This window comes from Pristimantibacillus sp. PTI5 (assembly GCF_048572955.1).
Classification (GTDB): Bacteria; Bacillota; Bacilli; order Paenibacillales; family Paenibacillaceae; genus Pristimantibacillus.
In genome coordinates, this window is the sequence record NZ_CP183886.1 from 6,454,505 (window position 1) to 6,481,016 (window position 26,512).

Genomic DNA, 26,512 nt, shown 5'->3' on the forward strand with positions numbered 1-26,512 from the left:
TTAAGGAAAGGGTAGCCATTGCTTCTTCCCGGGATCGATCACGGAGGATAATAATATGCGCATCCTGATTCAGAAATTCGGGGGCACCTCTCTATCTACTGATCATGCCAGGGAACATGTTATCCATCACATTGCCAGAGAACGCAGTAATGGCTTTGCTGTTGTCGTTGTGGTATCTGCTATGGGGCGTAAGGGCGATCCTTACGCAACAGATACGTTGCTTCAGGTCATTCGGAACAACGGCGACAGTCTGCCGGCTCGTGAGCGAGATATGCTGCTAGGCTGCGGAGAAATCATTTCCGCAGCCGCTTTATGCAGCTTACTCATTGCGAACGGTATTTCTTCCGTTGTCTTAACCGGCGGACAGGCGGGCATGATTACTGACGAACAATACGGGCATGCCCGAATCAAAGAAATTCGCCCAGACAAGGTGCTTACCCACTTACGCGCTGGTACGGTCGTCATTGTAACCGGCTTTCAGGGAAGCTCAGTAAATGGCGATACCACTACGCTCGGACGCGGCGGAAGCGATACATCAGCTACAGCACTCGGTGCTGCGCTGCGCGCGGAAATGGTCGATATTTATACGGACGTAAATGGTATACTAACGGCGGACCCTCGCATTGTCGAGGAAGCCAAGCCGCTGCCTGTCGTCAGTTATTTGGAAATATGCAATATGGCTAGGCAGGGAGCAAAGGTTATTCATCCTCGCGCCGTTGAGATTGCTCAGCAGGCACGCATACCTTTGCGAGTCCGTTCTACTTTTTCAAATGAAACAGGCACATTGGTAACCGATTCCCCGGAGCTGAAAGCAGAGCTCTCGGTAAAGGATAGGCATGTCACGGGAATAGCACATGTTTCCGGTATTACTCAGATATCAGTTAAAGCGATCGAAGGCCGCAACGATGTGCAGCTGCAGGTTTTTCAATCGATGGCAAAACATCATATAAGTGTCGATTTTATTAATGTAACGCCTAGCGGCGCTATTTATACGGTATTTGACGATGATGCGAAACGGGCAGTTGAAGTATTGCAGGAGGCAGGTTTTACGCCATCGGCAATTAATGGCTGTGCCAAGGTTTCCGTAATTGGCGGAGGCATGAACGGTGAGATCGGCATAATGGCGCGTATCGTGGAAGCGCTGACGGAACAAGGCATATCGATCATGCAGTCTGCTGATTCTAATACAACGATTTGGGTGCTCGTACGTGAAGCGGATATGGCTGAGGCGCTTCGTTCTCTCCACGCGAAGTTCGAGCTTCATCGATAGAGCAACACTTTCTGGGAGGAATTATGATGGAATTTGGAAGATTAATTACCGCAATGGTTACCCCATTCGATGCGGACGGTCATATTGATTGGGAAACGACTGGCCGTTTAATTGATTATTTAATAGAAGAGCAGCAAAGCGATAGTCTAGTCGTGTCAGGCACGACAGGCGAATCGCCGACGCTGTCGGATGAAGAGAAACTTGAATTGTTCCGATTTGCCGTCAAACATGCAAATGGCCGGTGCAAAATTATTGCCGGTACGGGAAGCAACAATACGGCCCATTCCATCCATTTGACCAAAGATGCGGAAGCAGCTGGAGTTGACGGCATTTTGCTTGTCGCACCTTATTATAACCGTCCTAACCAAGAAGGACTGTACCAGCATTTTAAGGCGATTGCGGAAGCAACGGCGCTACCTATCATTTTGTATAATGTGGAAGGGCGTACGGGAGTGAATCTATCCGCCGAGACGACGCTTCGCTTAGCACAAATTGGCAATATTGTAGCAACTAAAGATTGCGCTAATTTAGATCAACTTACACAAATTATTAGCGGCGCTCCTGCGGGCTTCAAGCTTTATAGCGGTGACGATAGCGCGACATTGCCATCGTTAGCAGTTGGCGGTTATGGCATTATCAGTGTGGCCAGTCATATTGTCGGCGCACAGATGAAAGATCTAATCGATGCATACCTGAGTGGAAATGTGCAGGAAGCTGCTCGTATAAACGGTCTTTTACATCCGGTTTTCAAGGGTTTGTTTTATTGCCCTCATCCTGTACCCAACCCCGTTGCAGTAAAATTTGCTTTAGGCTTGAAAGGTATTTCTGTGGGCGGAGTAAGACTGCCACTTGTTACTGTAAACGAGGCAGAAGCCGCATTCCTACGCAATTTATTGGTATAAATAAACGTTATCGTTTATTGCAACCGGTGCGTCCAGCATCGGTTTTATTTTTTTGGGAAGCATATTGGTTAATAGCTTTATCGTGTTTCACTTGTATTCCAGCTTTTTCTTCATGTATAATGATTTCAAGTGATTGGGTGCGGCAAATATTTGGAAATGAACTAAACGTCAGAGCGGCATCTGGCGTAACAGATGCATAGGTATCTTCAAAAGAGCATAATGCCTTTGTATCAGTACAAAACAAATTTGCTTTTCCATATGAAGACAATACTTACGAGGCCATTCTAGCTTCGCAAAAATAATTAGATGCTTTAGAAGCCATTATGCTTCGCAAAATTTAACAGAATTACGAAGCAATAGCTGCTTCGCAAAATTTTAAGGAGGAAAGATACACTTGTCTAAGAAGAACAACCAGGATAAACTGCTCATTTTTGCACTAGGCGGAGTAGGCGAGATTGGTAAAAATATGTACGTCATCCAGTATAACAACGATATCGTCGTTGTCGATTCGGGCTTGAAGTTTCCAGAAGAGGACATGCTTGGCATTGATATCGTAATCCCAGATATTTCTTATCTAACTGAAAATCGCGACAAAGTTCGCGGTATCATCATTACTCACGGTCACGAGGACCACATTGGCGGATTGCCGTATGTACTGAAAAGCCTAAATGTGCCGTTATATGCGACAAAACTTACACTTGGACTTATTGAAGGTAAATTGAAGGAAGCAGGTTTGCTTGGAGAAACAAAACGCATTCTCATAAACGCAGACAGCGAAATTCAATTAGGAACGATCCGTGCTTCTTTCTTTAGAACAAACCACAGTATTCCGGATTCCGTTGGCGTTAGCTTGGATACCCCAGAAGGTACTGTTGTCCATACAGGTGACTTTAAATTTGACCATACCCCGGTTAATGAGCAATTCGCCGATTTGCAGCGTATCGCTGAAATTGGCAAACGCGGCGTATTGGCATTGCTTTCAGACAGTACGAATGCGGAACGTCCAGGATATACGCCTTCGGAAGCTCAAGTTGGCGACAATCTAGAAGATATTTTCCGTAAATCATCACAGCGCGTTGTCGTTGCGACGTTCGCGTCCAATGTTCACCGGATCCAACAAATTATTAATGCAGCAATTGCTACACGCCGTAAAATAGCCGTTGTTGGACGAAGTATGGTAAATGTTGTCGGAATTGCTTCAGACCTTGGTTATTTGAATATTCCGGAAGGCATGATTATTGAACCGGAAGAAGTTAACAAATTAGCTGCTGACCGTGTTGTCATTTTGTGTACAGGCAGTCAAGGCGAGCCGATGTCGGCACTTACTCGTATGGCACGTTCAACGCATCGCAAGGTAGATATCCTGCCTGGTGATACCGTTATCATTGCTGCAACACCTATTCCAGGCAACGAACGTTATGTTGGACGTACGGTCGATGAATTATTCCGATTGGGCGCAAACGTTATTTACGGCAATGGATCGGTTTCAGGCGTGCACGTTTCTGGTCACGGCAGTCAAGAGGAATTGAAGCTTATGCTTAACCTGATTAAGCCTAAATACTTCATTCCTATCCACGGTGAATACCGTATGTTACGTCAGCATGCGAAATTGGGCGAAGCAATCGGAATCGAACGCGAAAACATTTTCGTAATCGATAACGGAGATACAGTCGAATTCCAAAACGGAAACGGTCGCAAAGGCTCTAAAGTACAAGCGGGTAACGTGCTTATCGATGGTTTGGGCGTTGGCGATGTTGGTAACATCGTTTTGCGTGATCGTAAGCTGTTATCGCAGGATGGCATTTTGGTCGTTGTGGTAACTTTAAGCAAGCAAGATGGAGCAATCTTGTCCGGTCCGGATATTATTTCTCGCGGTTTCGTCTATGTTCGTGAATCCGAGGGTCTGCTGGATGAAGCAAACCGTATTGTTACATCGACATTAACACGATTAATGAATGATAAAGTAAATGAATGGGCATCGCTCAAAACGAACGTGAAAGACGCGCTTGGTCGCTTTTTGTATGAGCAAACCCGCCGTCGCCCTATGATTTTACCAATCATTATGGAAGTATAATTCGACAAATAATTGAAGAAGAGAATCGCTTGTCCAATCCGCAATTGCCGCGGCGGACACAAGCGATTCTCTTTTTTTGCATAGATGTCGTTTCATGACTTTATTCGGTATAAATTCGACGCCAGACCCCATACTATGATGAGCAATATCACAAAAGGGGGATTGTACATGAACTGGCAGACACAGAATGACATGACATCGGAGCAACCCGATCCAAATTCGGATGAGAAAAAAAGGGCGAATGCTGTCGTTGATACGATTCAGCAGCTTGGCCAGACATCGGCTCCTTCACTGACGGAGTCGAATATATTTTGTATGACCATCATTGGGCAAGTGGAGGGTCATCTCGTCTTGCCTCCGCAAAATAAAACGACTAAGTACGAGCATCTTATTCCGCAATTAGTCGCAGCAGAACAAAATCATAAAATTGAAGGCATATTTATCGTGCTGAATACCGTTGGCGGAGATGTGGAAGCGGGACTTGCCATCGCCGAAATGATATCGTCCTTAACCAAGCCAACCGTAACACTCGTACTTGGCGGTGGCCATTCGATCGGCGTTCCAATTGCAGTTGCCGGAGACATGTCATTTATCGCCGAAACGGCGACGATGACGATCCATCCGATTCGTTTAAACGGGTTAGTAATCGGGGTACCGCAAACCTTTGAATATTTAGATAAAATGCAGGAGCGAGTCGTCCGTTTCGTGACATCGCATTCCAACGTCACAGAACATATTTTTAAAGAGCTAATGTTTAAGACCGGTGAGCTGACTCGCGATATCGGGACGACGGTTATCGGCTCGGATGCAGTCAAGCATGGACTTATCGATGCGGTGGGAGGATTAGGCGAAGCGCTTAAGGAATTAAACCGACGTATTGAAGCTTCTAAAAGCGCCAAAGTCGAGGTGACCTTACAATGACGCTATATACGAATATGCCTCTTGAGCTGGTGCTTGAGGGCTTTAACGACGAAATGGAAAACCTGCAAGAGATTTGGTCTAACGGAGTGAAAATGCAGGTCATGCCAGTGGCGCCTGGAATGGGGAAAATTGTTCGTTTATTAGAATGCCAGCTGGATGATTATTTGAATCCCAAGTTCATGCCGGGAAACATCATTCATTACCAATAACGCCAAACGGATGTTCGTACGAATGTCTCATAGGAACATTTGCCCACCTATGGTATAATCTTTTACCAGAGGTGACCGATTTGGCGAAGAAAAAGAGAAGAAAAAAAACTTTAGGCTCAAACTTAAAATACGAAGTATACGGTATTTTGCTTATTACGATCTCCATTATAGCATTATCCGGCGAAGCGGCTGTCGGGCGCTCGTTATCCAAGTTATTTGGACTTGTGCTCGGCAAATTTTATTTCGTCCTAGCAATAATTGGCATCGTTATCGGATTGGCAGTCATGATCAAAAGGGCTTGGCCTAAAGGATGGACAAATAGGCGGACAGGCTTATTTATTTTGGTGCTTGCTTTTACGCTTATGAGCTCAATATCCGAAATTGATCAAAAATTAAGCCCTACTGTTGGGCTTACCGGAACGATGATATTTAGGCAGCTAAGCAGTGATTTGCAAATGTCGTTGATCAGCGTACCTGTCGAAAACGATTTGCCGATTCGAGACAAAGAAATTAGCGGCGGTTATGTCGGCGCTATTCAATACTCTTTGTTTTTCTCATTATTCGGCTATTACGGAGCAAAGCTGATCATGTTTGTCATGTTCGCCATTTCGATCATGCTGATGACGGGCAAATCATATGTTGAATTAGGAAGAGTCCTAAGCGGCAGAGCAACGCGGATGTTTAAGCTGCTTGCGGCTAAGTGGGCGAAGAGAGCCTCTTTACGTGCATCATCGGCAGCGGCTAGCACCAGAACCGATGCATTGGATTTGGATGATGACGATACGATTGACGATGACCATGAAGATTATGTCATATCTCCTCCAAAGAAAAGAAAATCTTTATTTTTCTCTTGGCGGCAAAATAACAATGACGAAGAAGCGAACACCCAGACCGAAGAACAAGACGATTGGGTATTCGAGCCGAATGGAACTGAGGCGTCAAACAGCAGTAAACCAGCTTGGCAAAATGATATAGAGCCGCCTTGGGAGAAATCTGGCGCCGATTTACATACAGAAGTCGTTCAAGAAGAACTATTGCAGGGCAGCGCTGCGCCTTGGGAGAAATCAAGTGACGGATTAATTATCAATCATGATGCGGATTCACTAAATCAACAAGAGCCATGGAATGATTCTTATCCTATCCCAGAGTCTAATGATCCGCTGCTGGATGCCGTGAATGCGGATGAACCGGATGCTGAAGGAGAATTGGAAGATGATTCCTCGGATGCAAGATCAACCGAGGCACTTGATGCTTCTGAAGCACTTGTTACCGATGAGAATCAAGCGCAAACGGTTCCTAAGCGTCTGGTTACCGAGATTGAGCAAAGCACGGTCAAGCCGTACTTGCTGCCTCCATTCTCGCTGTTAACGAAACCGAACCTTATGGGCAAAAGCGCTGACGCGACGGATATGTACGATTCCCGCAGAAAGCTGGAAGCTACGCTGGAGAGCTTCGGCGTGCGAGCCAAAGTGCTTGATGTCGTGCGAGGCCCGGCAGTAACGCGATATGAGGTTCAACCGGCAACAGGGGTAAAGGTTAGCCGGATCGTTGGCTTAACGGATGATATCGCACTTGCGTTAGCAGCCAAAGACATACGGATGGAGGCGCCGATTCCTGGTAAGTCAGCCATCGGAATCGAAGTGCCGAATATGGAAGTATCCGTCGTTACGATGCGGGAGGTTATGGAAACAGCTACGTTCCAAAATGCCGCTTCCAAGCTGTCCATCGCATTCGGACGGGATATCTCGGGGCAAACGATTGTGGGCAACTTGGCCAAAATGCCCCATTTGCTTGTAGCAGGCGCGACGGGCTCGGGTAAATCGGTTTGTATTAACGGTATTATTACGAGTATTTTGTACAAGGCAGCGCCTGATGAAGTGAAGTTTCTAATGATCGACCCAAAAATGGTCGAACTGAATGTATACAATGGGATTCCGCATTTGTTGGCTCCCGTCGTGACGAATCCGAAGAGAGCTTCGCTTGCGCTCAAGAAAATCGTTGTTGAAATGGAGAGCCGCTACGAGCTGTTTTCCAAATCCGCGACGCGCAACATAGAAGGCTATAACACGTTAATGGCGGATAATCCAGCAGCCGTGTTACCTTATATCGTTGTTATTGTGGATGAGCTTGCCGATCTAATGATGGTTGCCGCAAATGATGTGGAAGATTCGATCGCGAGGCTTGCGCAAATGGCACGTGCCGCCGGCATTCATCTCATCATCGCCACGCAGCGGCCATCCGTCGATGTCATCACAGGTGTGATCAAGGCGAACATTCCGTCTCGGATTGCGTTTGGGGTTTCATCGCAAGTGGATTCGCGTACGATCTTGGATATGGTAGGGGCCGAGAAGCTGCTTGGTCGGGGCGATATGCTGTTCTTGCCTGTCGGAATGTCCAAGCCGATCCGGGTTCAGGGCGCATTTTTGTCGGATCAGGAAGTTGAGACGCTGGTCAATTATGCTCGGGGTCAAGCCGAAGCGGAATACAAGGAAGATCTTGTTCCGGAGGTAGAAGAGGAAACGGCCGAAGGAAACGAAATGCTGGACGAGCTTTATGATCAAGCCGTTCAAATTATTATAGAAGCGAAGCAAGCCTCGGTTTCCTTGCTGCAGCGAAGAATGCGGATCGGCTATACAAGAGCGGCAAGATTAATTGACCAGATGGAAGCACGCTCGGTCGTAGGGCCTTATGAAGGAAGCAAACCAAGGGAAGTGCTGATTACGATAGATCAATTCCAGGCTGGCAAAGTTAGCTCTTAGATGAAGGTGTTTGCTGATAGCGGAATATTGTGCATAGAAGCGGGATGAATTTCTCATACTAAAGTTAGGTAACGCTACCTTAAGCGAACTAACTTGCAAGAGAAAGGCAGATCCTATCATGAGAAATCGTTTGATTTTAGTGACTTCGATTATCGTACTGTTGTTGTTCGGTTCGTTTTCATTCCTGCACAGTGAGCGTGAAAAAGCAACGGAAACGTTCAGCAACGCTACCTTAACGGTGGGTTCTTCCGGTCAGGACGTGAATGAACTGCAAGGACGACTCAAGCATCTCGGCTATTTCAAAGGCGAAATAGACGGGAAATTCGGTACGAGCACTAAAAATGCAGTTACTTGGTTTCAGTGGAAGTTCGGGCTTAAATCGGACGGAGTCGTCGGTGCAAAAACAAAGCTGAAGCTTTGGGAAGCTACAAAAGCATGGAAACCAACGGCTGCGGCTCCGCCAGCTTCTAAAGCGGGAGCAAGCGGCAAAGAAACAGCAAGCTCTACAGGAAACAAAACAACGATTTCTAAGTCTAACCGGTTAGGCTTAACCGAAAATGATCTTCAAATGATGGCAAATGCCGTATATGGAGAATCACGGGGCGAGCCTTACGAAGGGCAAGTTGCGGTTGCGGCTGTCATCATTAACCGTTTGAAATCGCAAAGCTTTCCGAATACGATCTACGGTGTTATTTTTCAGCCTGGTGCCTTTACGGCAGTGGCGGACGGTCAAATATGGCTTACTCCGAATGCGAAAGCAAGAGAGGCGGTCGAAGATGCTATCAATGGCTGGGATCCAACCGGCGGCTGCATCTATTACTTTAATCCCGACACAGCCACCTCAAAATGGATATGGACGAGAACGCAGATTAAAACGATCGGGAAGCATATTTTCTGTATGTAACAATAAGATTTTCACGAAAGGAAGCAGCCGTTACTGCCAAGTGCAGGAGTGGTTGCTTCTTCCATTTCCTATAGGTTAGAATGGTATAGTGATTTGTCTAATGGAATAGATTTACTCTATAAAGGCCGATGAAAGGAGCAAACCGAGTGTCCATATTCGAAAGAGGGCAGCTGCAGCGCATCCGTCTGCATGTGATGCCTACAAAACGATTCAAAACGTTTGCCATTTCCTTATTTGCGGGACTCACGCTCGATGAAGCAACGGTTACGCCGGTTGCTCTTATTCCGTTTGTACTGAGAAGAGGTACTGCCAATCTGCCTGAGACCATTACTTTCAGAGAAAAGCTTGACGATTTATATGGAGCAGGCTTCGGGTTTGATGTATATAAAAGGGGCGATTCCCAAATCGTCCAATTTCGTATGGATGTCATCAACGATGAGTTTGTGTCATCGAACACGCCGCTCCTTGCGGAATCGCTTCAGTTTTTGGGGGATGTCATTACGGATCCCTTATTAGAGAATGACGGCTTTCATCAAAAATATGTCGATGCCGAGAAGACAACGCTTAAGAAACGCTTAGAAGCCATCGTGAATGATAAGATTCGATACGCCGCGGAGCGCTGCTTGGAAGAGATGTGCGCGGATGAGCCTTACCGCCTGCACCCTCTTGGGAAGCTTGCAGAGATTGATGCGATTTCGCCTGCATCGCTATATGAGCAATACGAGCAATGGCTGGATCAAGCCGCACTTGATTTGTATGTCGTTGGCGATACAACGTTAGCCGAAGTGACGGAACTCGTATCCAAAGCCTTTAAGCTGAAAAACGGCTCACCGTCCGCTTATGCGGCGCCAAACGTTCAGCATACGGTCAAAGAAGTGAAAAATGTAACGGAACGAATGGAAGTCAGCCAAGGCAAGCTCAATTTGGGCTTGCGTACCGGCGTAGGCTATATCGACGATGAATATCCGGCCGCCTTAATGTACAACGGTATTTTAGGGGGCTATCCTCATTCGAAATTATTTCTTAACGTGCGGGAGAAGGAAAGCTTGGCTTATTATGCAGCATCCCGTCTTGATGGCCATAAAGGACTTTGCACCATCCAATCCGGAATTGAATTTGCTAACTATGACAGAGCGGTTGTTATTATTAAAGAACAGCTCGAAAGCATGCGCCAGGGACAGCTTTCCGAGCTTGAGATGAATCAGACGAAAGCCATGATATCCAATCACCTCCGTGAGCTTCAAGACTCAGCCTACGAGATGATCGCATACGATTTTAACGGCGTGCTTACGGGCAAGCAAAGAAGCGCGGAACAGCTGCTGGAGCAGGTTCAAGCCGTTACCGCCGAGGATATTGTGAAGGTTGCCGAGCGCGTGCAACTCGATACGATTTACTTTTTGCGTGACCGGAAGGAGGCATAACGATGGAAACCCTTAGTTATCCAAATGTGCAGGAAACGCTGTACCGCGAGGTGCTTGATAACGGACTAGAGGTTATCGTGCTTCCAAAGGAAGGCTTCAACAAAACCTACGCGACATTTTCAACAAAATACGGCTCGGTCGACAACCGTTTTTCAGTCGGCAATCAGCAGCCGGTAAAGGTGCCTGACGGCATCGCTCATTTTTTGGAGCATAAAATGTTCGAGGAGCCGACCGGCGATATTTTTGCAGTGTTTGCTTCCCAGGGCGCCTCTGCCAACGCTTTTACGAGCTTTGACCGTACGGTATATTTGTTTTCGGCAACGGAGCAAATAAATGCGAATCTAGAAACGTTGATCAATTTTGTTCAAAATCCTTATTTTACGGATACGAATGTAGAAAAGGAAAAGGGCATTATTGAGCAAGAGATCAATATGTATCGCGACAATCCGGACTGGAGAGTTTATTTCGGTCTCATCGATGCGCTGTATCATGAGCATCCCGTCCATATCGATATTGCCGGTACGGTGGAATCCATCAGGCAAATCGATAAAGAAACGTTATATCGCTGCTACGAAACCTTTTATCACCCATCGAATATGCTGCTGTTCGTCGTTGGCGGGGTGAAGGCTGAGGAAGTGTTCCAGCTTGTTCGCGACAATCAAAGCACCAAAACATTTGAACCTCAAGGCACGATTGAGCGGTATTTTGAAAAAGAACCGGAAGCCGTGAAGATTAGCCGTAAAGTTACGGAGCTGCCTGTTTCCTTGCCTAAATGCATGCTCGGATTCAAAGAAAAACAGACGGGTCTAACGGGCGAAGCGCTTCTTCGCCAAGAGGTTACGACCAAGCTGATGCTGGAAGCACTAATTGGGCCCAGCTCAAAGCTTTATCAGCAGCTCTACGAGAATGATTTGATTTCCGACTCCTTCGGACATGAGTATAATTCGAGTACGGGTTATGCTTTCTCCGTAATCGGCGGCGATACGCCGAATCCGGATGAGCTCATCAAGCAAATCCGTACGGCCGTAGAAGGTACTTTGGCAAACGGAATAGAAGCAGCTGCTTTTGAGAGATCCAAACGAAAAAAAATCGGCGGATATTTGCGGATGCTCAATTCCCCAGAAGCGATTGCCGGTGAATTTACAAGATACCGATTTCGCGACAGCGATATGTTCGACGTCCTCGATTTTTACGAAAAATGTACGCTTGACGATGTCAATGCGCGGCTGCGCGAGCATTTTGATTTCGAACAGCTTGCGGTATCGATTGTGGAACAGCCGTCAAAATGAAGACGCTCCAGCAAATGACGGTGTTAATTACAGGGGGAGGCCGAGGGATCGGGGCAGCCATTGCCAGACGATTTGCGGCTGAGGGAGTTAACATCGTCATTCATTATTTGCAATCTCACGAGACTGCTAACGAAACGGCAAGAACTTGTATGGCATTAGGCGCGAATGTATTGACGATCTCAGCAGATTTGCGCTCCAAGGAGCAGCTCGAACGGATGCGGGAGAAGCTGGAGAGCCATAACATGCTGCCCGATATCCTTGTGAATAACGGCGGCATATCTCATTATGGCATGCTGATGGATGTTTCGGAGGAAGAATGGGATGATGTGATGTCCGTTAACCTCAAAGGCATGTTCCTTTGCTCGCAGCTGTTCATGCCGAATATGATCGCACAGCGTTATGGCCGTATCATTAACGTTTCGTCTATATGGGGAATGTCCGGCGCATCTTGCGAAGTGCTTTATTCAACTACAAAGGGCGGCATGAATGCCTTTACGAAGGCGCTGGCGAAGGAGCTGGCGCCAACCGGGGTTACGGTAAACGCCGTAGCGCCTGGTGCTGTGGAAACCGAAATGATGGACGGCTTTAACGCGGAAGAAAAAGCTGCCTTGCAGCAGGAAATTCCTGTGGGCCGATTTGGCTCGACGGAAGAAATTGCGTCGCTTGTTTATTTTTTGGCTTTGCCTGAGTCATCGTATATTACGGGTCAAGTCATCAGTCCGAATGGCGGTTGGCACACTTAATCAAAAAAAAGCTTTATCGGACAAGCCATGTGCATAATTAGGGAAGCATCTACGCATGATATGACTGTTGATGATTCTTTTCTATACCTTTAGGAGGCGAAGAAACATGTCAACTGTCCTTTCTAATTTTGCCACATGGAAGCATTTCTTGGCAGACCGTGTATCTCAAGCAAAGAAGATCGGGATGACGGAAGAAACGATTTCAAGCCTTGCTTACGAAATCGGTACCTTTCTCGATGAGAAGGTAGATCCGAAAAATGAGGAAGAGCGCGTATTAAAACAACTATGGGATGCAGGTGACGAGGCAGAACGTAAAGTTCTTGCTGGCCTCATGGTCAAGCTCGTCCAACAATCGTAGTCGTTTTATTAATTCGACATTTTCCTCAAGCAGAAGCAGAAGCAGGAGAGCCTCCTTACAGGAGGCTTTTCTGCAATGTTTCTTTTTGGCTTGCAGGATTGTGACGAAAATTGTAGAATTATGTTTCATGACGGAGTATCCATCATTTACATACTTCTATAAGAACAGGCTTAGGACGGTGACAGCTTTGGAGTCGAAACAATGGTATATGGAATACAAAATACATAAAAACAGGCCAGGCTTACTCGGAGATATCGCTTCTTTGTTAGGTATGTTAGAAGTTAATATCATGACCATCAACGGTGTGGAAGATAGAACGAGAGGAATGCTTCTTCAGACCAATGATGACGAGAAGATCGAGCTGCTTGGCAAAATGCTGCAAAAGGTTGATAATATAACGGTAAACAAACTGAGAACGCCTACAATTGTTGATATTTTGGCGGTTCGCCATGGCCGGTACATTGAGCGTGATTCAGATGATCGCAAGACGTTCCGATTTACGCGCGACGAGCTCGGTATTTTGGTTGATTTCTTGGGCGAGGTGTTTAAACGCGACGGCAATCAGGTTATAGGTTTACGTGGGATGCCCCGTGTCGGCAAAACGGAATCGATTATTGCCGGCAGCGTCTGCTCGAATAAGCGCTGGACGTTTGTATCATCCACCCTGCTGCGGCAAACGGTTAGAAGCCAGCTGTCAGAGGATGAAATGCAGCCCAACAATATATTCATTATTGACGGGATTGTAAGCACAATCCGCTCAAACGAGAAGCATTATGGCCTGCTTCAAGAAATTATGGCGATGCCTTCAACAAAAGTCATTGAGCATCCGGATATTTTCATTAAGGAATCTAATTTCGATTACAGCCATTTTGACATTATCGTTGAGTTACGCAATACGCCGGATGAAGAAATATCGTACGAATCATTTACAGCTAACTACACAGACGATTTCTAATCGGAAGGAGGCCGTCTCATGTCTGATTTAGGAGAATTGCTTCGCAAGGCGAGAGACCAGCGCGGATTAACGCTAGATGATATTCAAGAAACAACAAAAATTAGAAAACGGTACCTGGAAGCGATTGAAAGCGGAGACCACACGGTTTTGCCTGGACCTTTTTATGTACGCGCATTTGTGAAAAATTACTCAGAGGCTGTTGGACTTGATCCGGACGAAGTACTTCGTTTGTATCAGCATGAGGTGCCGGCAGCGCCGGTTGAGCAAATTGCCGAACCAATCGTCGTAAGAGCACCGCGCCGGGTTAAATCGCAATCGTCCGAGAGACTTGGCAAAATCGGCTTCAATGTCATGATGTGGTCCTTTCTTATCTTAATCGTTGTCGTCATTTGGGTGTACGTCATCAATAAAGATGCGGATAACCCAGAGCAGGTCGATAATAGCACCGATATTACGGAAGCTTCCGAACCGCCGGTTCAGACTGACGACACAGATACGGCCGAGGGAGAAGTTACGCCAACAACCGAACCGGTTGCGCCTACTCCGACTGAAGCGCCAACTACCGTTACATTCGGCAGCAAAGTAGGGAAGGCTGATCAATACGATATCGGCCCTGCAGGAAAAACGCATAAAATTGAAGTTAAAATCGTAGGCGGAAGAAGCTGGCTTGAGGTTCGCTCGAACAGCAACCAAGGCGAAAAGCTGTATTCTGCGAATGCGGAGGACGGAACGATAGAGTCTTACGACCTCGTTGGCCCGATCTATATCAATGTAGGTAGATCCGATCTAACCGAAATCACAGTAGATGGCGTTCTAGTTCCTGACGGGGACCGTGCGGGATCCAAGAAGCTGCTTCTTCAGCCGTTAGCGGATGGAGCAACGCCAACGGACCAGGTTACACCTACGCCAAATAACGAAAGCGATCAAGCGGAATAATGATTAATGTACCAAAGGAGAGGTTTTAATGGCTTCAGAAAATGCATTTGATATTGTATCCAAAGTGGATATGGCAGAATTGGCTAACGCGATTAAGCAGGCGGAACGCGAGATTGAAACTCGCTTTGATTTCAAAGGCAGCAAAAGCTCCATCGCGCTCGAAAAGGAAGAGCTCGTCGTTGCATCCGAGGATGACTACAAGCTGAAGAATGTGCTTGATATTCTATTGTCCAAAATGGTGAAACGCGGCGTTCCCATTAAAAACCTGGATTACGGTAAAATCGAAGGCGCTTCCGGCAATACGGTACGTCAACGGATCAAGCTTAGACAAGGCATCGAGCAGGATGTTTCCAAAAAGATCAATATACTCATTCGGGATTCAAAGCTAAAGGTGAAAAGCTTGATCCAAGGGGATCAGATTAGAGTATCGGGCAAAAGCCTTGATGATTTGCAAGCCGTTATGAAGCTGCTTAGAGAAGCAGACCTGCCTGTAGAACTTCAATTTACCAATTACCGCTCGTAATAGCGAAGCTTCGTTTCATCGGAACTCGAGAAACGGGGCTTTTCGTTTCATTAGCGCAAAGGGGCAATATGAGGCTTTAGCCGCTTTTGACACGTGTATGGGCATGTATTATACTTGTTTAGATAGCTTTACAGTAGGATCTGGGGGATACATAGATGAAAGTAAGCACACATGCAGTCACTCAAGGTTGCTTAGCAAAGGGTACGCAGCTGGAAAGAAAATCCGGTATTATTCACGAACAAAGGGTTCTCGTAACGCACACCTTTGAGTTAGACCGATCTAAGGAGGGAATTGCGTGAATCTGGCGAACCGCATTACCTTAGCCAGAATATTTTTAGTGCCGGTTATTATGTTTTTTCTGCTTATCAAAGTGGATTTGGGGTCGTTTAGCATTTCTGACTTCTCCATTACATACAATCAAATCGCAGCGGCACTTATTTTTATTGTGGCAGCAAGTACAGACGGGTTAGACGGCTATATCGCCCGCAAAAACAAAATCGTAACGAACCTAGGCAAGCTTCTCGACCCATTGGCAGATAAGCTGCTTGTTGCAGCCGTTCTTATTTCACTCGTTGAAATGGACAAGCTGAATGCATTGATTGCGATTGTTATCATCAGCCGAGAATTCGCTGTAACGGGTCTTCGTCAAATTGCTCTCCTGGAGGGCTCGGTAATGGCTGCCAGCACATGGGGCAAATGGAAGACGGCGATTCAAATTACAATGATCATTGCGTTGTTGATCAACAATTTCCCGTTTAATTTCATTGATTTTCCATTCGATGTGATCGCAAGCTGGGTAGCAGCCGCTATTACGGTATACTCGGGCATTGATTATTTCTTGAAAAACAAGCATCTAATTCCGGTAGAATAACGTTAAAGCATCTTTCCGTTCAATGGGGGGATGCTTTTACTTATATGGCTGGGGGCCAATCAACAAACGAAGCAGAGGAGATCTCGAATAATGAAAGCAGAAATCATAGCGGTCGGTACGGAGCTGCTGCTCGGCCAAATCGTAAATACGAATGCGCAGTTTTTATCTCAGAAGCTTGCGGGTCTAGGCGTAGACGTTTATTTTCAAACGGTTGTCGGCGACAATGCGGGGAGGCTGCGGGAAGCGATTGAAATTGGGCGAAGCCGAGCGGATTTACTTGTTTTTACGGGCGGGCTCGGACCAACCCAGGACGATCTTACGAAGGATGTTTTAGCGGAATATTTAAATCGCAAACTCGTTATCCATGAGCCGTCTATGGTTCAGATCGAGCAGATGTTCAGCTCTCGCGGCATCCATATGGTGGAGAGCAACCGCCGTCAGGCCTTGATGATCGAGGGCGGCGACCCGCTAGAGAATACGACGGGCTTAGCGGTTGGAAACGGCTTATCCGTGGATGGGACGCTTTATTTGCTGCTTCCCGGCCCGCCGCGTGAGATGAAGCCCATGATGGATGCGGCAGGGGAGTTGTGGCTGCGTTCCAAGCTGGGAGATGCAGAGCCGCTGTATTCGCGTATTTTAAAGTTCGCAGGCATTGGAGAATCGAATCTCGAGGCCAAGCTGATTGATTTAATTGACGGACAGGTCGATCCAACTATCGCGCCTTACGCGAAGGAAGGCGAAGTTTCCATAAGAGTCTCGACTAAAGCTGGCTCGGCTATCGATGCCGATCTGAAAATAGATGAAAGCGTCGATAAAATAAAAGAACGGGTAGGCGAATATTTGTATGCGCAGGAGGACATTCCGCTGGAGGTTGAGGTTGTACACCTCCTGAGAGCCTCAAGACGCAAGCTGGCGAGCGCTGAAAGCTGCAGCGGGGGTTTATTGGCCGAGCTTATTACAAACGTTCCTGGGAGCAGCGGAGAGTATGTAGGAGGGGTTGTCACCTATACCAATATAATGAAGCATCATTTATTAAGCATACCGCTCACGCAGCTCGAAGGCGAAGGCGCACCAGGTGCAATCAGTGACTCGACTGCCGCTTTAATGGCGGAGAGGGTAAGGGAGCTCTCGGATGCCGATTTCGGGGTATCCTTGACAGGCGTCGCCGGACCGGCTGAATCCGAGGGCAAACCCGTCGGGCTGGTTTACATTGGCATTTCGGAGCGGGGAAAAGCAACCGACGTTTTTACTTTGAACCTAAGCGGCGGAAGAAGCATGATAAGGCTGCGCGCTGTGAAAGCTGCTTTGTACCGATTATGGCAGGCGCTTCAGTCGAATTAGACAGGGGTCGAGCTGTTTTTGCCTGATAGCGAAAATCCAGCCAAGGCACGGAAACGAATCGGCTATCAATGCTTTCTATCGGCACCGCGAAATTTCGACGAGATAAATAATGTTTGTCAATTGCGGGCCAGCCCGTTATAATTAAAAATAGTTATCGGAAGAACCGTGGCGAAGAATACTTTGCTGCGGTTTTTTTATGTCCATTTGAGGGGGCGAAGCGAAAAGGCGAATGTATGTTCGAAAAAATGCTTGTCAACCCGTCAGAAAAAAGGTATCATAACATTATAAATAAAGAAGGATGTGAGTTTCTTGTCGGATCGTCGCGCTGCACTAGAAATGGCTTTGCGTCAAATTGAGAAGCAATTTGGTAAAGGCTCCATCATGAAATTGGGAGAATCCACACACATGCAGGTAGAAACCGTGCCTAGCGGTTCACTTGCTCTAGATATTGCATTAGGAATAGGCGGCTTGCCGCGTGGACGTGTTATTGAAATATATGGACCGGAATCATCCGGTAAAACGACTGTTGCGCTTCATGCGATTGCAGAGGTTCAACGAATTGGCGGACAAGCTGCCTTTATCGATGCGGAGCATGCACTGGATCCGCTTTATGCCAGTAAGCTTGGCGTAAACATTGATGAGCTGTTGCTTTCTCAGCCGGATACTGGCGAGCAAGCATTGGAAATTGCTGAAGCGCTTGTACGCAGCGGCGCGGTTGACATTGTCGTTATTGACTCTGTTGCTGCACTTGTACCAAAAGCGGAGATCGAAGGCGACATGGGTGATTCACACGTTGGTCTTCAAGCTCGTTTGATGTCGCAGGCTTTGCGAAAGCTTTCGGGTGCAATCAGCAAATCGAAGACGATTGCTATTTTCATCAACCAATTGCGTGAGAAAGTTGGCGTTATGTTTGGTAACCCTGAGACAACGCCAGGCGGACGCGCTTTGAAGTTCTACTCGAGCGTACGTCTTGACGTGCGTCGTATCGAGACGCTGAAGCAAGGTAATGACATGATTGGTAACCGTACTCGTATTAAAGTCGTGAAAAACAAGGTAGCACCTCCGTTTAAGCAAGCTGAGGTGGACATCATGTACGGCGAGGGTATTTCCAGAGAAGGTACTCTTGTGGATATCGGCGTAGAGATGGATATCGTTCAGAAGAGCGGAGCATGGTTCTCATACAATGGCGAGCGTCTAGGCCAAGGCCGAGAGAATGCGAAGCAGTACTTGAAGGATCACAAGGATGTTGCAGAGGTTATCGAGAAGCAAATTCGCGATGCGAGTAACTTGTCGGCAGCTGCGACTCAGGCAAATTTCAAACCTGATGAAGACGACGAAGAGTTCGAAGATCTGGAATAAATTTACTTTATAGCATACGTATCCATGTTTCGCCGCCCTGTTAGGGGCGGCGAAGCTGTGTTTAGAGAGGATGTACGGTGTGAGCTATAGCGACCCGGAAAATGAAGAAGAATGGATGATCTTATCGATTCGTCTAGATAAAAAGGAAAGAAAATTATATCATCTCTTTGCCGAGTCAGAGGAACCGTTATTATCCGTACATGAAGATATATTAATTCGGTTTCGTTTGACGAAGGGGCAACTATTAACGGAGGTTCAAATCGAAGAAATACGAATGGAAGACGAACGTTACCGCGCCTACGTGCTGGCAATCGCCTATTTAGGAGCTAGACCGAGAACGAGAAAACAAATCGAGCAATATTTAAACCGCAAGCTGTTTGAATCAGACAATATTCAATATGCTCTTGACCGTTTAGAAAAGGAACATATTGTGGATGATGAACAATATGCGCGTCAATTTGCAGCGGGAAGACTGAAGAACAGCCTGAAGGGGCGACGCTTTATCCAGCAAGAGCTGGCGCAGCGAGGCGTGTCGAAAGAAGCCGCTGCAGAGGCAATCAGTGCATTGGACCATAAAGTTGAATTAGCGTCGGCGAAGAAGGCCGCGGAGAAGAAATGGCGCTCCTTAAAAGGGGATACGTTTGAGAAAAAACGCAAGCTTATGGGGTATTTAATGCGTAGCGGCTTTCCGGGTGATATCGTAAAGGAAGCCATAAAGTCGATAGATCTGATTGGTGAAGATGATGCATTCGAGGAAGATGATGGGCTTTTGCTTGACAATTGATTTTACGAAAAGATAAAATGAGGTTGTATTCCTTCAATATTGAATCAATTTTCCTTCCAAAAGTTGATTCAATACGATTATTTTCGTCAAATTAGTAATTGTTGAAACGGTTTGAAGCCGGTTGAAAACCTAATATCATCCCAAGCAGTGCCTTGGTGTATGCAACAAGGAGGTGAACAAGATGCCTAATGAGGTCATTTGGATCTTGATCTGTCTCTTTGTTGGCGCAATTTTCTTTGGGATTGGTTATTTTATTCGAAAGTCGATTGCCGAGGCCAAAATTTCAAGCGCTGAGCAAGCTGCCATTGTAATCGTAGAAAATGCGAAAAAAGAAGCGGAAGCTCAGAAAAAAGAAACCGTGCTAGAAGCAAAAGATGAAGTCCACAAACTTCGTTCCGAAGCCGAGAGAGACATTCGTGAACGTCGCAACGAGGCTCAACGTCAGGAAAGACGTTTACTCCAAAAAGAGGAGTCGCTGGATAAAAAGTTAGAAGCGCTAGAACGCAAAGAAGAAACTGTAGCCAACAAAGAAAAACGGATCGAAGAAACGCAAGAGCAGATCGATTCCATTTACAAGCAGCAGCTGAGTGAATTGGAACGTATTTCGAGTCTGACAACGGAAGATGCCAAATCGATCATTTTATCCAATGTTGAACAGGAAGTACGACATGAAACAGCACAAATGATTAAAGAGATCGAGCAGCAAGCGAAAGAAGAGGCCGATAAGAAAGCCCGTGATATTATTTCACTAGCTATTCAGCGCTGTGCGGCAGATCATGTGGCTGAGACGACGGTATCCGTCGTAACATTGCCTAATGAAGAAATGAAAGGCCGCATTATTGGGCGTGAAGGCCGTAATATCCGTGCTTTGGAAACATTGACTGGTATCGATCTAATCATCGACGATACACCGGAAGCGGTCATTTTATCTGGTTTCGACCCGATAAGACGCGAAATTGCCCGCACTTCTTTAGAAAAGCTTGTGGCTGACGGTCGTATCCATCCTGCCCGTATTGAAGAAATGGTTGAAAAATCTCGTAAAGAAGTGGACGAGCGCATCCGTGAATACGGTGAGCAAGCGACTTTCGAGGTTGGCGTTCACAGCTTGCATCCGGATTTAATCAAGATTTTAGGACGATTGAAGTATCGGACAAGTTACGGTCAGAACGTGCTGAAGCACTCCATGGAAGTAGCTTACTTGACTGGATTGATGGCAGCAGAGCTTGGCCAGGACGTTACTTTGGCAAAGCGTGCAGGTTTGCTGCATGATATCGGTAAAGCATTGGATCATGAAGTGGAAGGCTCGCATGTGGAAATCGGTGTTGAGCTTGCTAAGAAATACAAGGAGCATCCTGTCGTTATAAACAGTATTGCTTCCCATCACGGGGATACGGAAGCTACTTCTGTCATCGCGATGCTCGTAGGAGCGGCTGACGCATTGTCCGCTGCGCGTCCTGGAGCCCGCCGTGAAACGCTTGAAACGTACATCAAACGACTGGAGAAGCTTGAAGATATCTCTGAATCGTTTGAAGGCGTGGAAAAATCGTACGCGATCCAAGCTGGCCGCGAAGTGCGCGTCATGGTGCAGCCAGAAAAAATCGACGATACGGAAGCGTTCCGCCTTGCACGTGATATTACGAAGAAAATCGAAAGCGAACTTGATTATCCGGGACATATTAAGGTTACGGTTATACGAGAAACACGCGCGGTTGAATATGCGAAATAAACGACAAAAAAATATCGGCTTTTCGGAAAAGTGGCTGCTTGTTAGCCACTTTTCTGTTTGCAGGCGTACAAAAAAAGGAAGTGTATTCAAATGAACGTATTGTTTATCGGGGATATTGTAGGCAATGTAGGGAGAAGCGCTTTAAAACGCGTGCTCCCAGCTCTGAAAAGTAAGTATAATCCGCATATTATTATTGCGAACGGCGAGAATGCGGCTGCCGGCCGCGGAATAACAGCAACAATTGCCAAGGAATTTTTCGAATGGGGTATTCATGGCATCACCATGGGAAACCATACGTGGGATAATAAAGATATATTTGAATGGATTGACGACGAGCCGCGTCTGGTAAGGCCGGCGAATTATGCAGCAGGCGCGCCTGGGCAAGGCATGGCTTTTATCAAAGCGGCCGGAAAGCAGCTGGCTATCATCAATTTGCAGGGACGTACATTCCTGCCGCCAATTGATTGTCCGTTCCGAAAGGCGGACGAGCTAATCGAAGAAGCAAAAGAGCAAACCAACAATATCCTAGTCGATTTTCATGCAGAGGCAACCTCGGAGAAAATAGCCATGGGCTGGCATCTGGATGGCAGAGCATCGATCGTGCTTGGAACGCATACGCATGTTCAAACGAATGACGAAACGATTTTGCCGGGCGGGACAGCTTACATCACGGATGTGGGTATGGTTGGTCCGAAGGAAGGCGTGCTCGGCATGGAGCGAAATGCGGTTTTACATAAATTCATTACGCAGCTGCCTGTCCGATTCGTAGTGGACGAAGGAAAGTGGCATTTGCATGCCATTTCCGTTCAAATTGACGATGCAACAGGCCAAGCGCGGAAAATCGAAAAAATACGTCTTACGGAAGACGAATGGCTTTTGATGTAATGCAATGAATCTTTTAAAAGTTCCGACAATTCAGAACTGTTTGTGAATTGACGGAATAAAAGCAGGAATTTTTTGATCTCCCTCGAATACTATTTAAAAGTGGAATCCATCCAACAGTCCAAGGGGAGGTTCTTTTTATGGATGTATTAAAAGTTTCAGCAAAATCCAATCCAAATTCCGTTGCAGGTGCGCTAGCTGGCGTTCTTCGTGAACGTGGTGGTGCGGAACTGCAAGCCATTGGAGCTGGCGCGTTAAACCAAGCGATCAAAGCAGTTGCGATCGCTAGAGGATTTGTCGCTCCCAGCGGGGTGGATTTAATTTGTATTCCGGCTTTTACCGACATTGTTATTGACGGGGAGGACCGAACAGCAATCAAATTGATTGTTGAACCTCGGTAGCAAGTCCAAGAGGCGGAAATGAATAGGCCAATTGGATAAATTAAAATGATTCGCCTGTTTACGTCGTAGACAGGTTTTTTTGCTGCGGGTCATACGAATGGAGAGGTGCGTCTATGAAAGTAGTTGATTTTCATTGCGATGTACTCTGCAAGCTGCTGATTGACGAGGATCTCACTTTTCAATCCAGCAAGCCTGGCAGTTTAGATGTTACATACGAGCGTTTGAAGGCGGCAGGGACGGTTCTGCAAACTTTTGCGATCTATATTCCTCAATCGATGAACGGGCGTTTAGAGCCTATTCTGGAAAGCGTAGATCGATTTCATCAATTGGTACTAGCTTGCGAGGACATGAAGTGGGTGCGAACGGCTCAAGATTTGGAATTTTGTATATCAAACGGAAAAATTGGAGCGCTGCTGTCACTTGAAGGCGTAGATGGTCTTCAAGGACAAATGCCTCTGCTTCGCATATTGCATCAATTAGGAATCCGCGCTGTAGGATTGACTTGGAATCACGCCAACTGGGCAGCGGACGGCGCCATGGAGCCGCGAGGCGGCGGTTTAACGTCGGCAGGCAGATTATTAGTAGAAGAATGCAATAAATTGGATATACTATTAGATGTATCTCATTTATCGGAACGCGCGTTCTGGGATGTCGCCGAGCTATCGCAAAAACCTATCCTTGCTTCGCATTCTAACGCAAGAGCAATCTGCGATCATCCTCGTAACCTAAGTGATGCGCAGATTGAGAAGCTCATTGCAAAGCAGGGCTTGATCGGCATAACGTTCGTGCCTTGGTTTGTATCGCATGCGGACGAGGTGCCCATCGATGATTTGCTGCGCCATATTGAGCATATCTGTGAGCTGGGAGGCGAAGACCATATCATGCTCGGTTCCGATTTTGACGGCATTGACCGGCACGTGAAGAACTTAACGCATCCTGGTGAACTGGCCGCCCTTCAAGAAGCGCTTCTGAAAAGGTATACCGAGCAGCAAACCGAACAATTTATGTCGGGCAATGCGCTTCGTTTTCTACGAAAAAACCTTCCTTTTTCTTAAAAAGCGTTCAATCTCGTTACGGTATGGAATTGATCGAATCAAACTATGTTTGAGTTAAGCGTTTACATCTTGATTTTTGCAATGCCTCGCTTTAAAATTGTTGTGACTGTTATGACTTTTACGATATAATTACTTATTGATATTGAATATTCGTACGTTCTAGAAAAAGAGGAGTTGGGCATTTTGATTAGTCAATTGTCTTGGAAGATCGGGGGCCAGCAAGGAGAGGGCGTTGAGAGTACGGACCGAATCTTTTCCACGGCGCTTAATCGCTTGGGCTATTATTTATATGGATATCGACATTTTTCTTCGAGAATCAAAGGCGGGCATACCAACAATAAAATTCGTATAAGCACGAAGCCGATTCGTGCCATTTCCGATGATTTGGATATTCTAGTAGCATTTGACCAGGAAAGCATCGATTTGAACGCGAAGGAGCTGCGCCTCGGCGGCGTAATTGTCGCAGATGCGAAGTTCAATCCGACCATACCTGAAGGCATAGATGCAAGATTATTTGCCGTTCCGATTACCGCTATGGCTGAGGAGCTCGGCACATCCCTAATGAAAAACATGGTTGCTTCCGGAGCATCATGGGCATTGCTTGGACTGCCGATCGAAGTGTTCAATAAAGCGGTCGAAGAAGAGTTTGGACGTAAAGGCGCGGCGATCGTGGAAAAAAATATCGAAGCGGTTAAACGCGGCGCCGAGTTCGTTCTTGAACAAGCCGGCGGACCGCTTGACGAGTTTAAGCTTGACGAGGCTGACGGAAAACAGAAACTGTTCATGATCGGAAACGAAGCCATTGGCTTAGGCTCTATAGCGGCAGGCTGCCGTTTGATGGCAGCTTACCCGATAACGCCTGCTTCCGAGATTATGGAATATCTGATAAAAAAGCTGCCTAAATTCGGCGGTACGGTAGTGCAAACAGAGGATGAGATCGCGGCAGTAACGATGGCGATCGGAGCCAACTATGCTGGAGTCCGTACGATGACAGCTTCAGCAGGCCCCGGTTTATCCCTGATGATGGAAGCAATCGGATTAGCGGGCATGACAGAAACACCGCTTGTCATTGTGAATACGCAGCGTGGCGGTCCGTCAACGGGTCTTCCTACAAAGCAAGAGCAATCTGACCTGAACGCAATGGTTTACGGTACGCACGGCGAAATTCCGAAGATCGTTATTGCGCCGGCCTCTATCGAAGATTGCTTCTACGACACGCTTGAATCTTTTAACCTGGCCGAGGAATACCAAGTTCCGGTTATTCTGATGACGGATCTTCAGCTGTCTCTAGGCAAACAATCCTGCGAACCGCTCGATTACGGGAAAATTGAAATCAAACGCGGCAAGCTGGTCGAAAATGTACCTGCGCTAGAAGGCCATGATCTATTTAAACGCTATGAGCTGACGGATGACGGCGTATCCCCGCGTGTATTGCCGGGCGAGAAGGGCGGTCTCCATCACGTAACAGGCGTTGAGCATGATGAAACGGGACGTCCTTCCGAGAATGCTTTGAACCGTCAAAACATGATGGATAAACGTTTGAACAAGCTGAATGATATGTACATTCGCGATGCGATCCGCGTAGATGCTCCTCATGAAACGCCTGACCTGCTTATTATTGGCATGGGGTCAACGGGCGGCACGATTGACGAGGCGAGAAGCATGATGATAGAAGATAGTATCCCAACAAACCATATAACGATTCGTCAAATACACCCGTTTCCAACCAAACCTTTGCTTCCTTACTTGCAAAAGGCGAAAAAAGTAATTGTCATCGAAAACAATGCTACCGGACAGCTTGCAGCTCAAATAAAAATGAATGCCGGATTCGCAGAAAAAATCGAGAGCTTGCTGAAATACGACGGCAATCCGTTCTTGCCTTCAGACATTCACAAAGCTTGTAAGGAGTTGAGTCTAGATGGCAACGTTCAAAGAGTTTAGAAATAATGTAAAGCCTAACTGGTGCCCGGGCTGCGGAGATTTCTCCATTCAAGCAGCCATCCAGCGCGCTGCAGCGAATGTCGGTCTTGAACCCGAGAACTTGGCGGTTATTTCCGGCATCGGTTGTTCAGGAAGGATTTCCGGTTATATAAACGCGTACGGCTTCCACGGCATTCACGGGCGCGTGCTGCCAATCGCGCAGGGCGTTAAGCTTGCTAACCGCGAGCTTACGGTCATCGCTTCAGGCGGCGACGGAGACGGCTTCGCAATCGGGATGGGTCATACCGTTCACGCGATTCGCCGTAACCTAAACGTAACGTATATCGTCATGGATAACCAAATTTATGGATTAACAAAAGGTCAAACCTCACCGCGCAGCGCAGAGGGCTTTAAAACTAAATCGACGCCGGAAGGCTCGATCGAAACGACGCTATCTCCGCTTGAAATCGCGTTGTCTGCAGGCGCGACATTCGTAGCCCAGTCATTTTCCAGTGATTTGAAGCAATTGACAAGACTGATCGAAGAAGGGATTAACCATGAAGGCTTCTCGTTGATCAACGTATTCAGCCCATGCGTTACCTTTAACAAAATCAACACTTACGATTGGTTTAAAGAAAATATCGTGAATTTGGAGCAATTCCCTGATTACGATCCTTCGAATCGCGTGCTGGCCATGAACAAAATCATGGAAACAAACGGGATGCTGACTGGTCTTATCTATCAGAACAAAACACGCAAATCATACGAGGATCTCATTACAGGCTTCAAGCCGGAAGGCTTGTCCAAGCAGAATATCAAGATATCCCCAGAGGAATTCGAGAAGCTTGTTGCCGAATTTAAATAAGTGGTATGATAAGCATGCGGCCAAACAGCCGTATGCTTTTTCTT

General features: G+C 46.7%; 25 protein-coding genes. 24 read left to right on the plus strand and 1 reads right to left on the minus strand.

The window, feature by feature from the left end; genetic code table 11:
- Nucleotides 1-55: 55 nt before the first annotated feature.
- A complete protein-coding gene (gene dapG, locus ACN6MW_RS28595) occupies nucleotides 56-1,270 on the plus strand; it encodes an aspartate kinase (RefSeq protein WP_419873151.1) in 1,215 nt (404 codons plus the stop codon).
- Between the two features lie 26 nt (nucleotides 1,271-1,296).
- Nucleotides 1,297-2,172: a 4-hydroxy-tetrahydrodipicolinate synthase gene (gene dapA, locus ACN6MW_RS28600; protein WP_419876473.1), complete on the plus strand. Its 876-nt coding sequence runs from the start codon at nucleotides 1,297-1,299 to the stop codon at nucleotides 2,170-2,172.
- Between the two features lie 7 nt (nucleotides 2,173-2,179).
- Here dapA and ACN6MW_RS28605 read toward each other — a convergent pair whose 3' ends face one another.
- Nucleotides 2,180-2,440, minus strand: a complete 261-nt coding sequence (locus tag ACN6MW_RS28605) for a hypothetical protein (protein WP_419873152.1) — start codon at nucleotides 2,438-2,440, stop codon at nucleotides 2,180-2,182.
- A 126-nt stretch (nucleotides 2,441-2,566) separates the two neighbouring features.
- On the opposite strand from ACN6MW_RS28605, the gene ACN6MW_RS28610 reads away from it, so the two are divergent.
- The 22 genes from ACN6MW_RS28610 (at nucleotide 2,567) to ACN6MW_RS28715 (ending at nucleotide 26,468) form a co-directional block, all read left to right on the plus strand.
- Nucleotides 2,567-4,246 (plus strand): ribonuclease J, encoded by a 1,680-nt coding sequence (locus tag ACN6MW_RS28610; protein WP_308994507.1) that lies wholly within the window; start codon nucleotides 2,567-2,569, stop codon nucleotides 4,244-4,246.
- Nucleotides 4,247-4,438: 192 nt separating this feature from the next.
- Complete coding sequence (locus tag ACN6MW_RS28615; protein ID WP_419876474.1) at nucleotides 4,439-5,167, plus strand: ClpP family protease; 729 nt, start codon at nucleotides 4,439-4,441, stop codon at nucleotides 5,165-5,167.
- Entirely contained in the window at nucleotides 5,164-5,376 is a 213-nt protein-coding gene (locus ACN6MW_RS28620) for a YlzJ-like family protein (RefSeq protein WP_419873153.1), read from the plus strand. The genes ACN6MW_RS28615 and ACN6MW_RS28620 overlap by 4 nt, the downstream gene beginning before the upstream one ends.
- An 80-nt stretch (nucleotides 5,377-5,456) precedes the next feature.
- Nucleotides 5,457-8,135 carry a DNA translocase FtsK 4TM domain-containing protein gene (locus tag ACN6MW_RS28625; protein ID WP_419873154.1) on the plus strand — a complete coding sequence of 893 codons (2,679 nt, stop codon included), beginning with the start codon at nucleotides 5,457-5,459 and terminating at the stop codon, nucleotides 8,133-8,135.
- A gap of 118 nt (nucleotides 8,136-8,253) precedes the next feature.
- Complete coding sequence (gene sleB / locus ACN6MW_RS28630) at nucleotides 8,254-9,039, plus strand: spore cortex-lytic enzyme (protein WP_419873155.1); 786 nt, start codon at nucleotides 8,254-8,256, stop codon at nucleotides 9,037-9,039.
- A gap of 128 nt (nucleotides 9,040-9,167) precedes the next feature.
- A complete protein-coding gene (yfmF, locus tag ACN6MW_RS28635; RefSeq protein WP_419873156.1) occupies nucleotides 9,168-10,460 on the plus strand; it encodes an EF-P 5-aminopentanol modification-associated protein YfmF in 1,293 nt (430 codons plus the stop codon).
- Nucleotides 10,461-10,462: 2 nt separating this feature from the next.
- Nucleotides 10,463-11,749, plus strand: coding sequence for an EF-P 5-aminopentanol modification-associated protein YfmH (yfmH, locus tag ACN6MW_RS28640; protein ID WP_419873157.1), 1,287 nt, complete (start codon nucleotides 10,463-10,465; stop codon nucleotides 11,747-11,749).
- Nucleotides 11,746-12,492 (plus strand): elongation factor P 5-aminopentanone reductase, encoded by a 747-nt coding sequence (gene ymfI, locus ACN6MW_RS28645; protein WP_419873158.1) that lies wholly within the window; start codon nucleotides 11,746-11,748, stop codon nucleotides 12,490-12,492. The genes yfmH and ymfI overlap by 4 nt, the downstream gene beginning before the upstream one ends.
- A 106-nt stretch (nucleotides 12,493-12,598) precedes the next feature.
- On the plus strand, nucleotides 12,599-12,850 hold the full coding sequence (locus ACN6MW_RS28650; RefSeq protein WP_364140331.1) for a DUF3243 domain-containing protein: 252 nt from the start codon (nucleotides 12,599-12,601) through the stop codon (nucleotides 12,848-12,850).
- A gap of 187 nt (nucleotides 12,851-13,037) precedes the next feature.
- Nucleotides 13,038-13,805, plus strand: a complete 768-nt coding sequence (locus ACN6MW_RS28655) for a DUF3388 domain-containing protein (protein WP_419873159.1) — start codon at nucleotides 13,038-13,040, stop codon at nucleotides 13,803-13,805.
- Nucleotides 13,806-13,823: 18 nt separating this feature from the next.
- Entirely contained in the window at nucleotides 13,824-14,741 is a 918-nt protein-coding gene (locus ACN6MW_RS28660) for a RodZ domain-containing protein (protein ID WP_419873160.1), read from the plus strand.
- Nucleotides 14,742-14,769: 28 nt separating this feature from the next.
- A complete protein-coding gene (locus ACN6MW_RS28665) occupies nucleotides 14,770-15,264 on the plus strand; it encodes a YajQ family cyclic di-GMP-binding protein (protein WP_308994498.1) in 495 nt (164 codons plus the stop codon).
- A 295-nt stretch (nucleotides 15,265-15,559) separates the two neighbouring features.
- The gene (gene pgsA / locus ACN6MW_RS28670) at nucleotides 15,560-16,135 is read left to right on the plus strand and encodes a CDP-diacylglycerol--glycerol-3-phosphate 3-phosphatidyltransferase (protein WP_169083019.1); all 576 of its coding nucleotides are present in this window, start codon (nucleotides 15,560-15,562) and stop codon (nucleotides 16,133-16,135) included.
- 90 nt (nucleotides 16,136-16,225) lie between these two features.
- Nucleotides 16,226-17,476, plus strand: coding sequence for a competence/damage-inducible protein A (locus ACN6MW_RS28675; protein WP_419873161.1), 1,251 nt, complete (start codon nucleotides 16,226-16,228; stop codon nucleotides 17,474-17,476).
- Between the two features lie 309 nt (nucleotides 17,477-17,785).
- Complete coding sequence (gene recA, locus ACN6MW_RS28680; RefSeq protein WP_364140323.1) at nucleotides 17,786-18,835, plus strand: recombinase RecA; 1,050 nt, start codon at nucleotides 17,786-17,788, stop codon at nucleotides 18,833-18,835.
- Nucleotides 18,836-18,914: 79 nt separating this feature from the next.
- On the plus strand, nucleotides 18,915-19,619 hold the full coding sequence (locus tag ACN6MW_RS28685) for a regulatory protein RecX (RefSeq protein ID WP_419873162.1): 705 nt from the start codon (nucleotides 18,915-18,917) through the stop codon (nucleotides 19,617-19,619).
- Nucleotides 19,620-19,800: 181 nt separating this feature from the next.
- Nucleotides 19,801-21,345, plus strand: a complete 1,545-nt coding sequence (rny, locus tag ACN6MW_RS28690) for a ribonuclease Y (RefSeq protein ID WP_364140319.1) — start codon at nucleotides 19,801-19,803, stop codon at nucleotides 21,343-21,345.
- A 90-nt stretch (nucleotides 21,346-21,435) separates the two neighbouring features.
- Nucleotides 21,436-22,230 (plus strand): TIGR00282 family metallophosphoesterase, encoded by a 795-nt coding sequence (locus tag ACN6MW_RS28695; protein WP_419873163.1) that lies wholly within the window; start codon nucleotides 21,436-21,438, stop codon nucleotides 22,228-22,230.
- A 137-nt stretch (nucleotides 22,231-22,367) separates the two neighbouring features.
- Nucleotides 22,368-22,628, plus strand: coding sequence for a stage V sporulation protein S (locus ACN6MW_RS28700; RefSeq protein ID WP_006036664.1), 261 nt, complete (start codon nucleotides 22,368-22,370; stop codon nucleotides 22,626-22,628).
- Nucleotides 22,629-22,741: 113 nt separating this feature from the next.
- Nucleotides 22,742-23,683 (plus strand): dipeptidase, encoded by a 942-nt coding sequence (locus ACN6MW_RS28705; protein WP_419873164.1) that lies wholly within the window; start codon nucleotides 22,742-22,744, stop codon nucleotides 23,681-23,683.
- Nucleotides 23,684-23,866: 183 nt separating this feature from the next.
- Complete coding sequence (locus tag ACN6MW_RS28710; RefSeq protein WP_419873165.1) at nucleotides 23,867-25,624, plus strand: 2-oxoacid:acceptor oxidoreductase subunit alpha; 1,758 nt, start codon at nucleotides 23,867-23,869, stop codon at nucleotides 25,622-25,624.
- Complete coding sequence (locus ACN6MW_RS28715; RefSeq protein ID WP_364140308.1) at nucleotides 25,602-26,468, plus strand: 2-oxoacid:ferredoxin oxidoreductase subunit beta; 867 nt, start codon at nucleotides 25,602-25,604, stop codon at nucleotides 26,466-26,468. The genes ACN6MW_RS28710 and ACN6MW_RS28715 overlap by 23 nt, the downstream gene beginning before the upstream one ends.
- Nucleotides 26,469-26,512 lie beyond the last annotated feature (44 nt).

What these genes read in the sequence shown, in the direction of transcription:
- ymfI (WP_419873158.1), top strand. Translation starts at nt 11,746, where the DNA reads ATGAAGACGCTCCAGCAAATGACGGTGTTAATTACAGGGGGAGGCCGA.
- ACN6MW_RS28620 (WP_419873153.1), top strand. Translation starts at nt 5,164, where the DNA reads ATGACGCTATATACGAATATGCCTCTTGAGCTGGTGCTTGAGGGCTTT.
- yfmH (WP_419873157.1), top strand. Translation starts at nt 10,463, where the DNA reads ATGGAAACCCTTAGTTATCCAAATGTGCAGGAAACGCTGTACCGCGAG.
- yfmF (WP_419873156.1), top strand. Translation starts at nt 9,168, where the DNA reads ATGAAAGGAGCAAACCGAGTGTCCATATTCGAAAGAGGGCAGCTGCAG.
- ACN6MW_RS28660 (WP_419873160.1), top strand. Translation starts at nt 13,824, where the DNA reads ATGTCTGATTTAGGAGAATTGCTTCGCAAGGCGAGAGACCAGCGCGGA.
- dapA (WP_419876473.1), top strand. Translation starts at nt 1,297, where the DNA reads ATGGAATTTGGAAGATTAATTACCGCAATGGTTACCCCATTCGATGCG.
- rny (WP_364140319.1), top strand. Translation starts at nt 19,801, where the DNA reads ATGCCTAATGAGGTCATTTGGATCTTGATCTGTCTCTTTGTTGGCGCA.
- ACN6MW_RS28615 (WP_419876474.1), top strand. Translation starts at nt 4,439, where the DNA reads ATGACATCGGAGCAACCCGATCCAAATTCGGATGAGAAAAAAAGGGCG.
- ACN6MW_RS28665 (WP_308994498.1), top strand. Translation starts at nt 14,770, where the DNA reads ATGGCTTCAGAAAATGCATTTGATATTGTATCCAAAGTGGATATGGCA.
- ACN6MW_RS28715 (WP_364140308.1), top strand. Translation starts at nt 25,602, where the DNA reads ATGGCAACGTTCAAAGAGTTTAGAAATAATGTAAAGCCTAACTGGTGC.
- sleB (WP_419873155.1), top strand. Translation starts at nt 8,254, where the DNA reads ATGAGAAATCGTTTGATTTTAGTGACTTCGATTATCGTACTGTTGTTG.
- ACN6MW_RS28675 (WP_419873161.1), top strand. Translation starts at nt 16,226, where the DNA reads ATGAAAGCAGAAATCATAGCGGTCGGTACGGAGCTGCTGCTCGGCCAA.
- ACN6MW_RS28705 (WP_419873164.1), top strand. Translation starts at nt 22,742, where the DNA reads ATGAAAGTAGTTGATTTTCATTGCGATGTACTCTGCAAGCTGCTGATT.
- ACN6MW_RS28695 (WP_419873163.1), top strand. Translation starts at nt 21,436, where the DNA reads ATGAACGTATTGTTTATCGGGGATATTGTAGGCAATGTAGGGAGAAGC.
- ACN6MW_RS28700 (WP_006036664.1), top strand. Translation starts at nt 22,368, where the DNA reads ATGGATGTATTAAAAGTTTCAGCAAAATCCAATCCAAATTCCGTTGCA.
- dapG (WP_419873151.1), top strand. Translation starts at nt 56, where the DNA reads ATGCGCATCCTGATTCAGAAATTCGGGGGCACCTCTCTATCTACTGAT.
- ACN6MW_RS28650 (WP_364140331.1), top strand. Translation starts at nt 12,599, where the DNA reads ATGTCAACTGTCCTTTCTAATTTTGCCACATGGAAGCATTTCTTGGCA.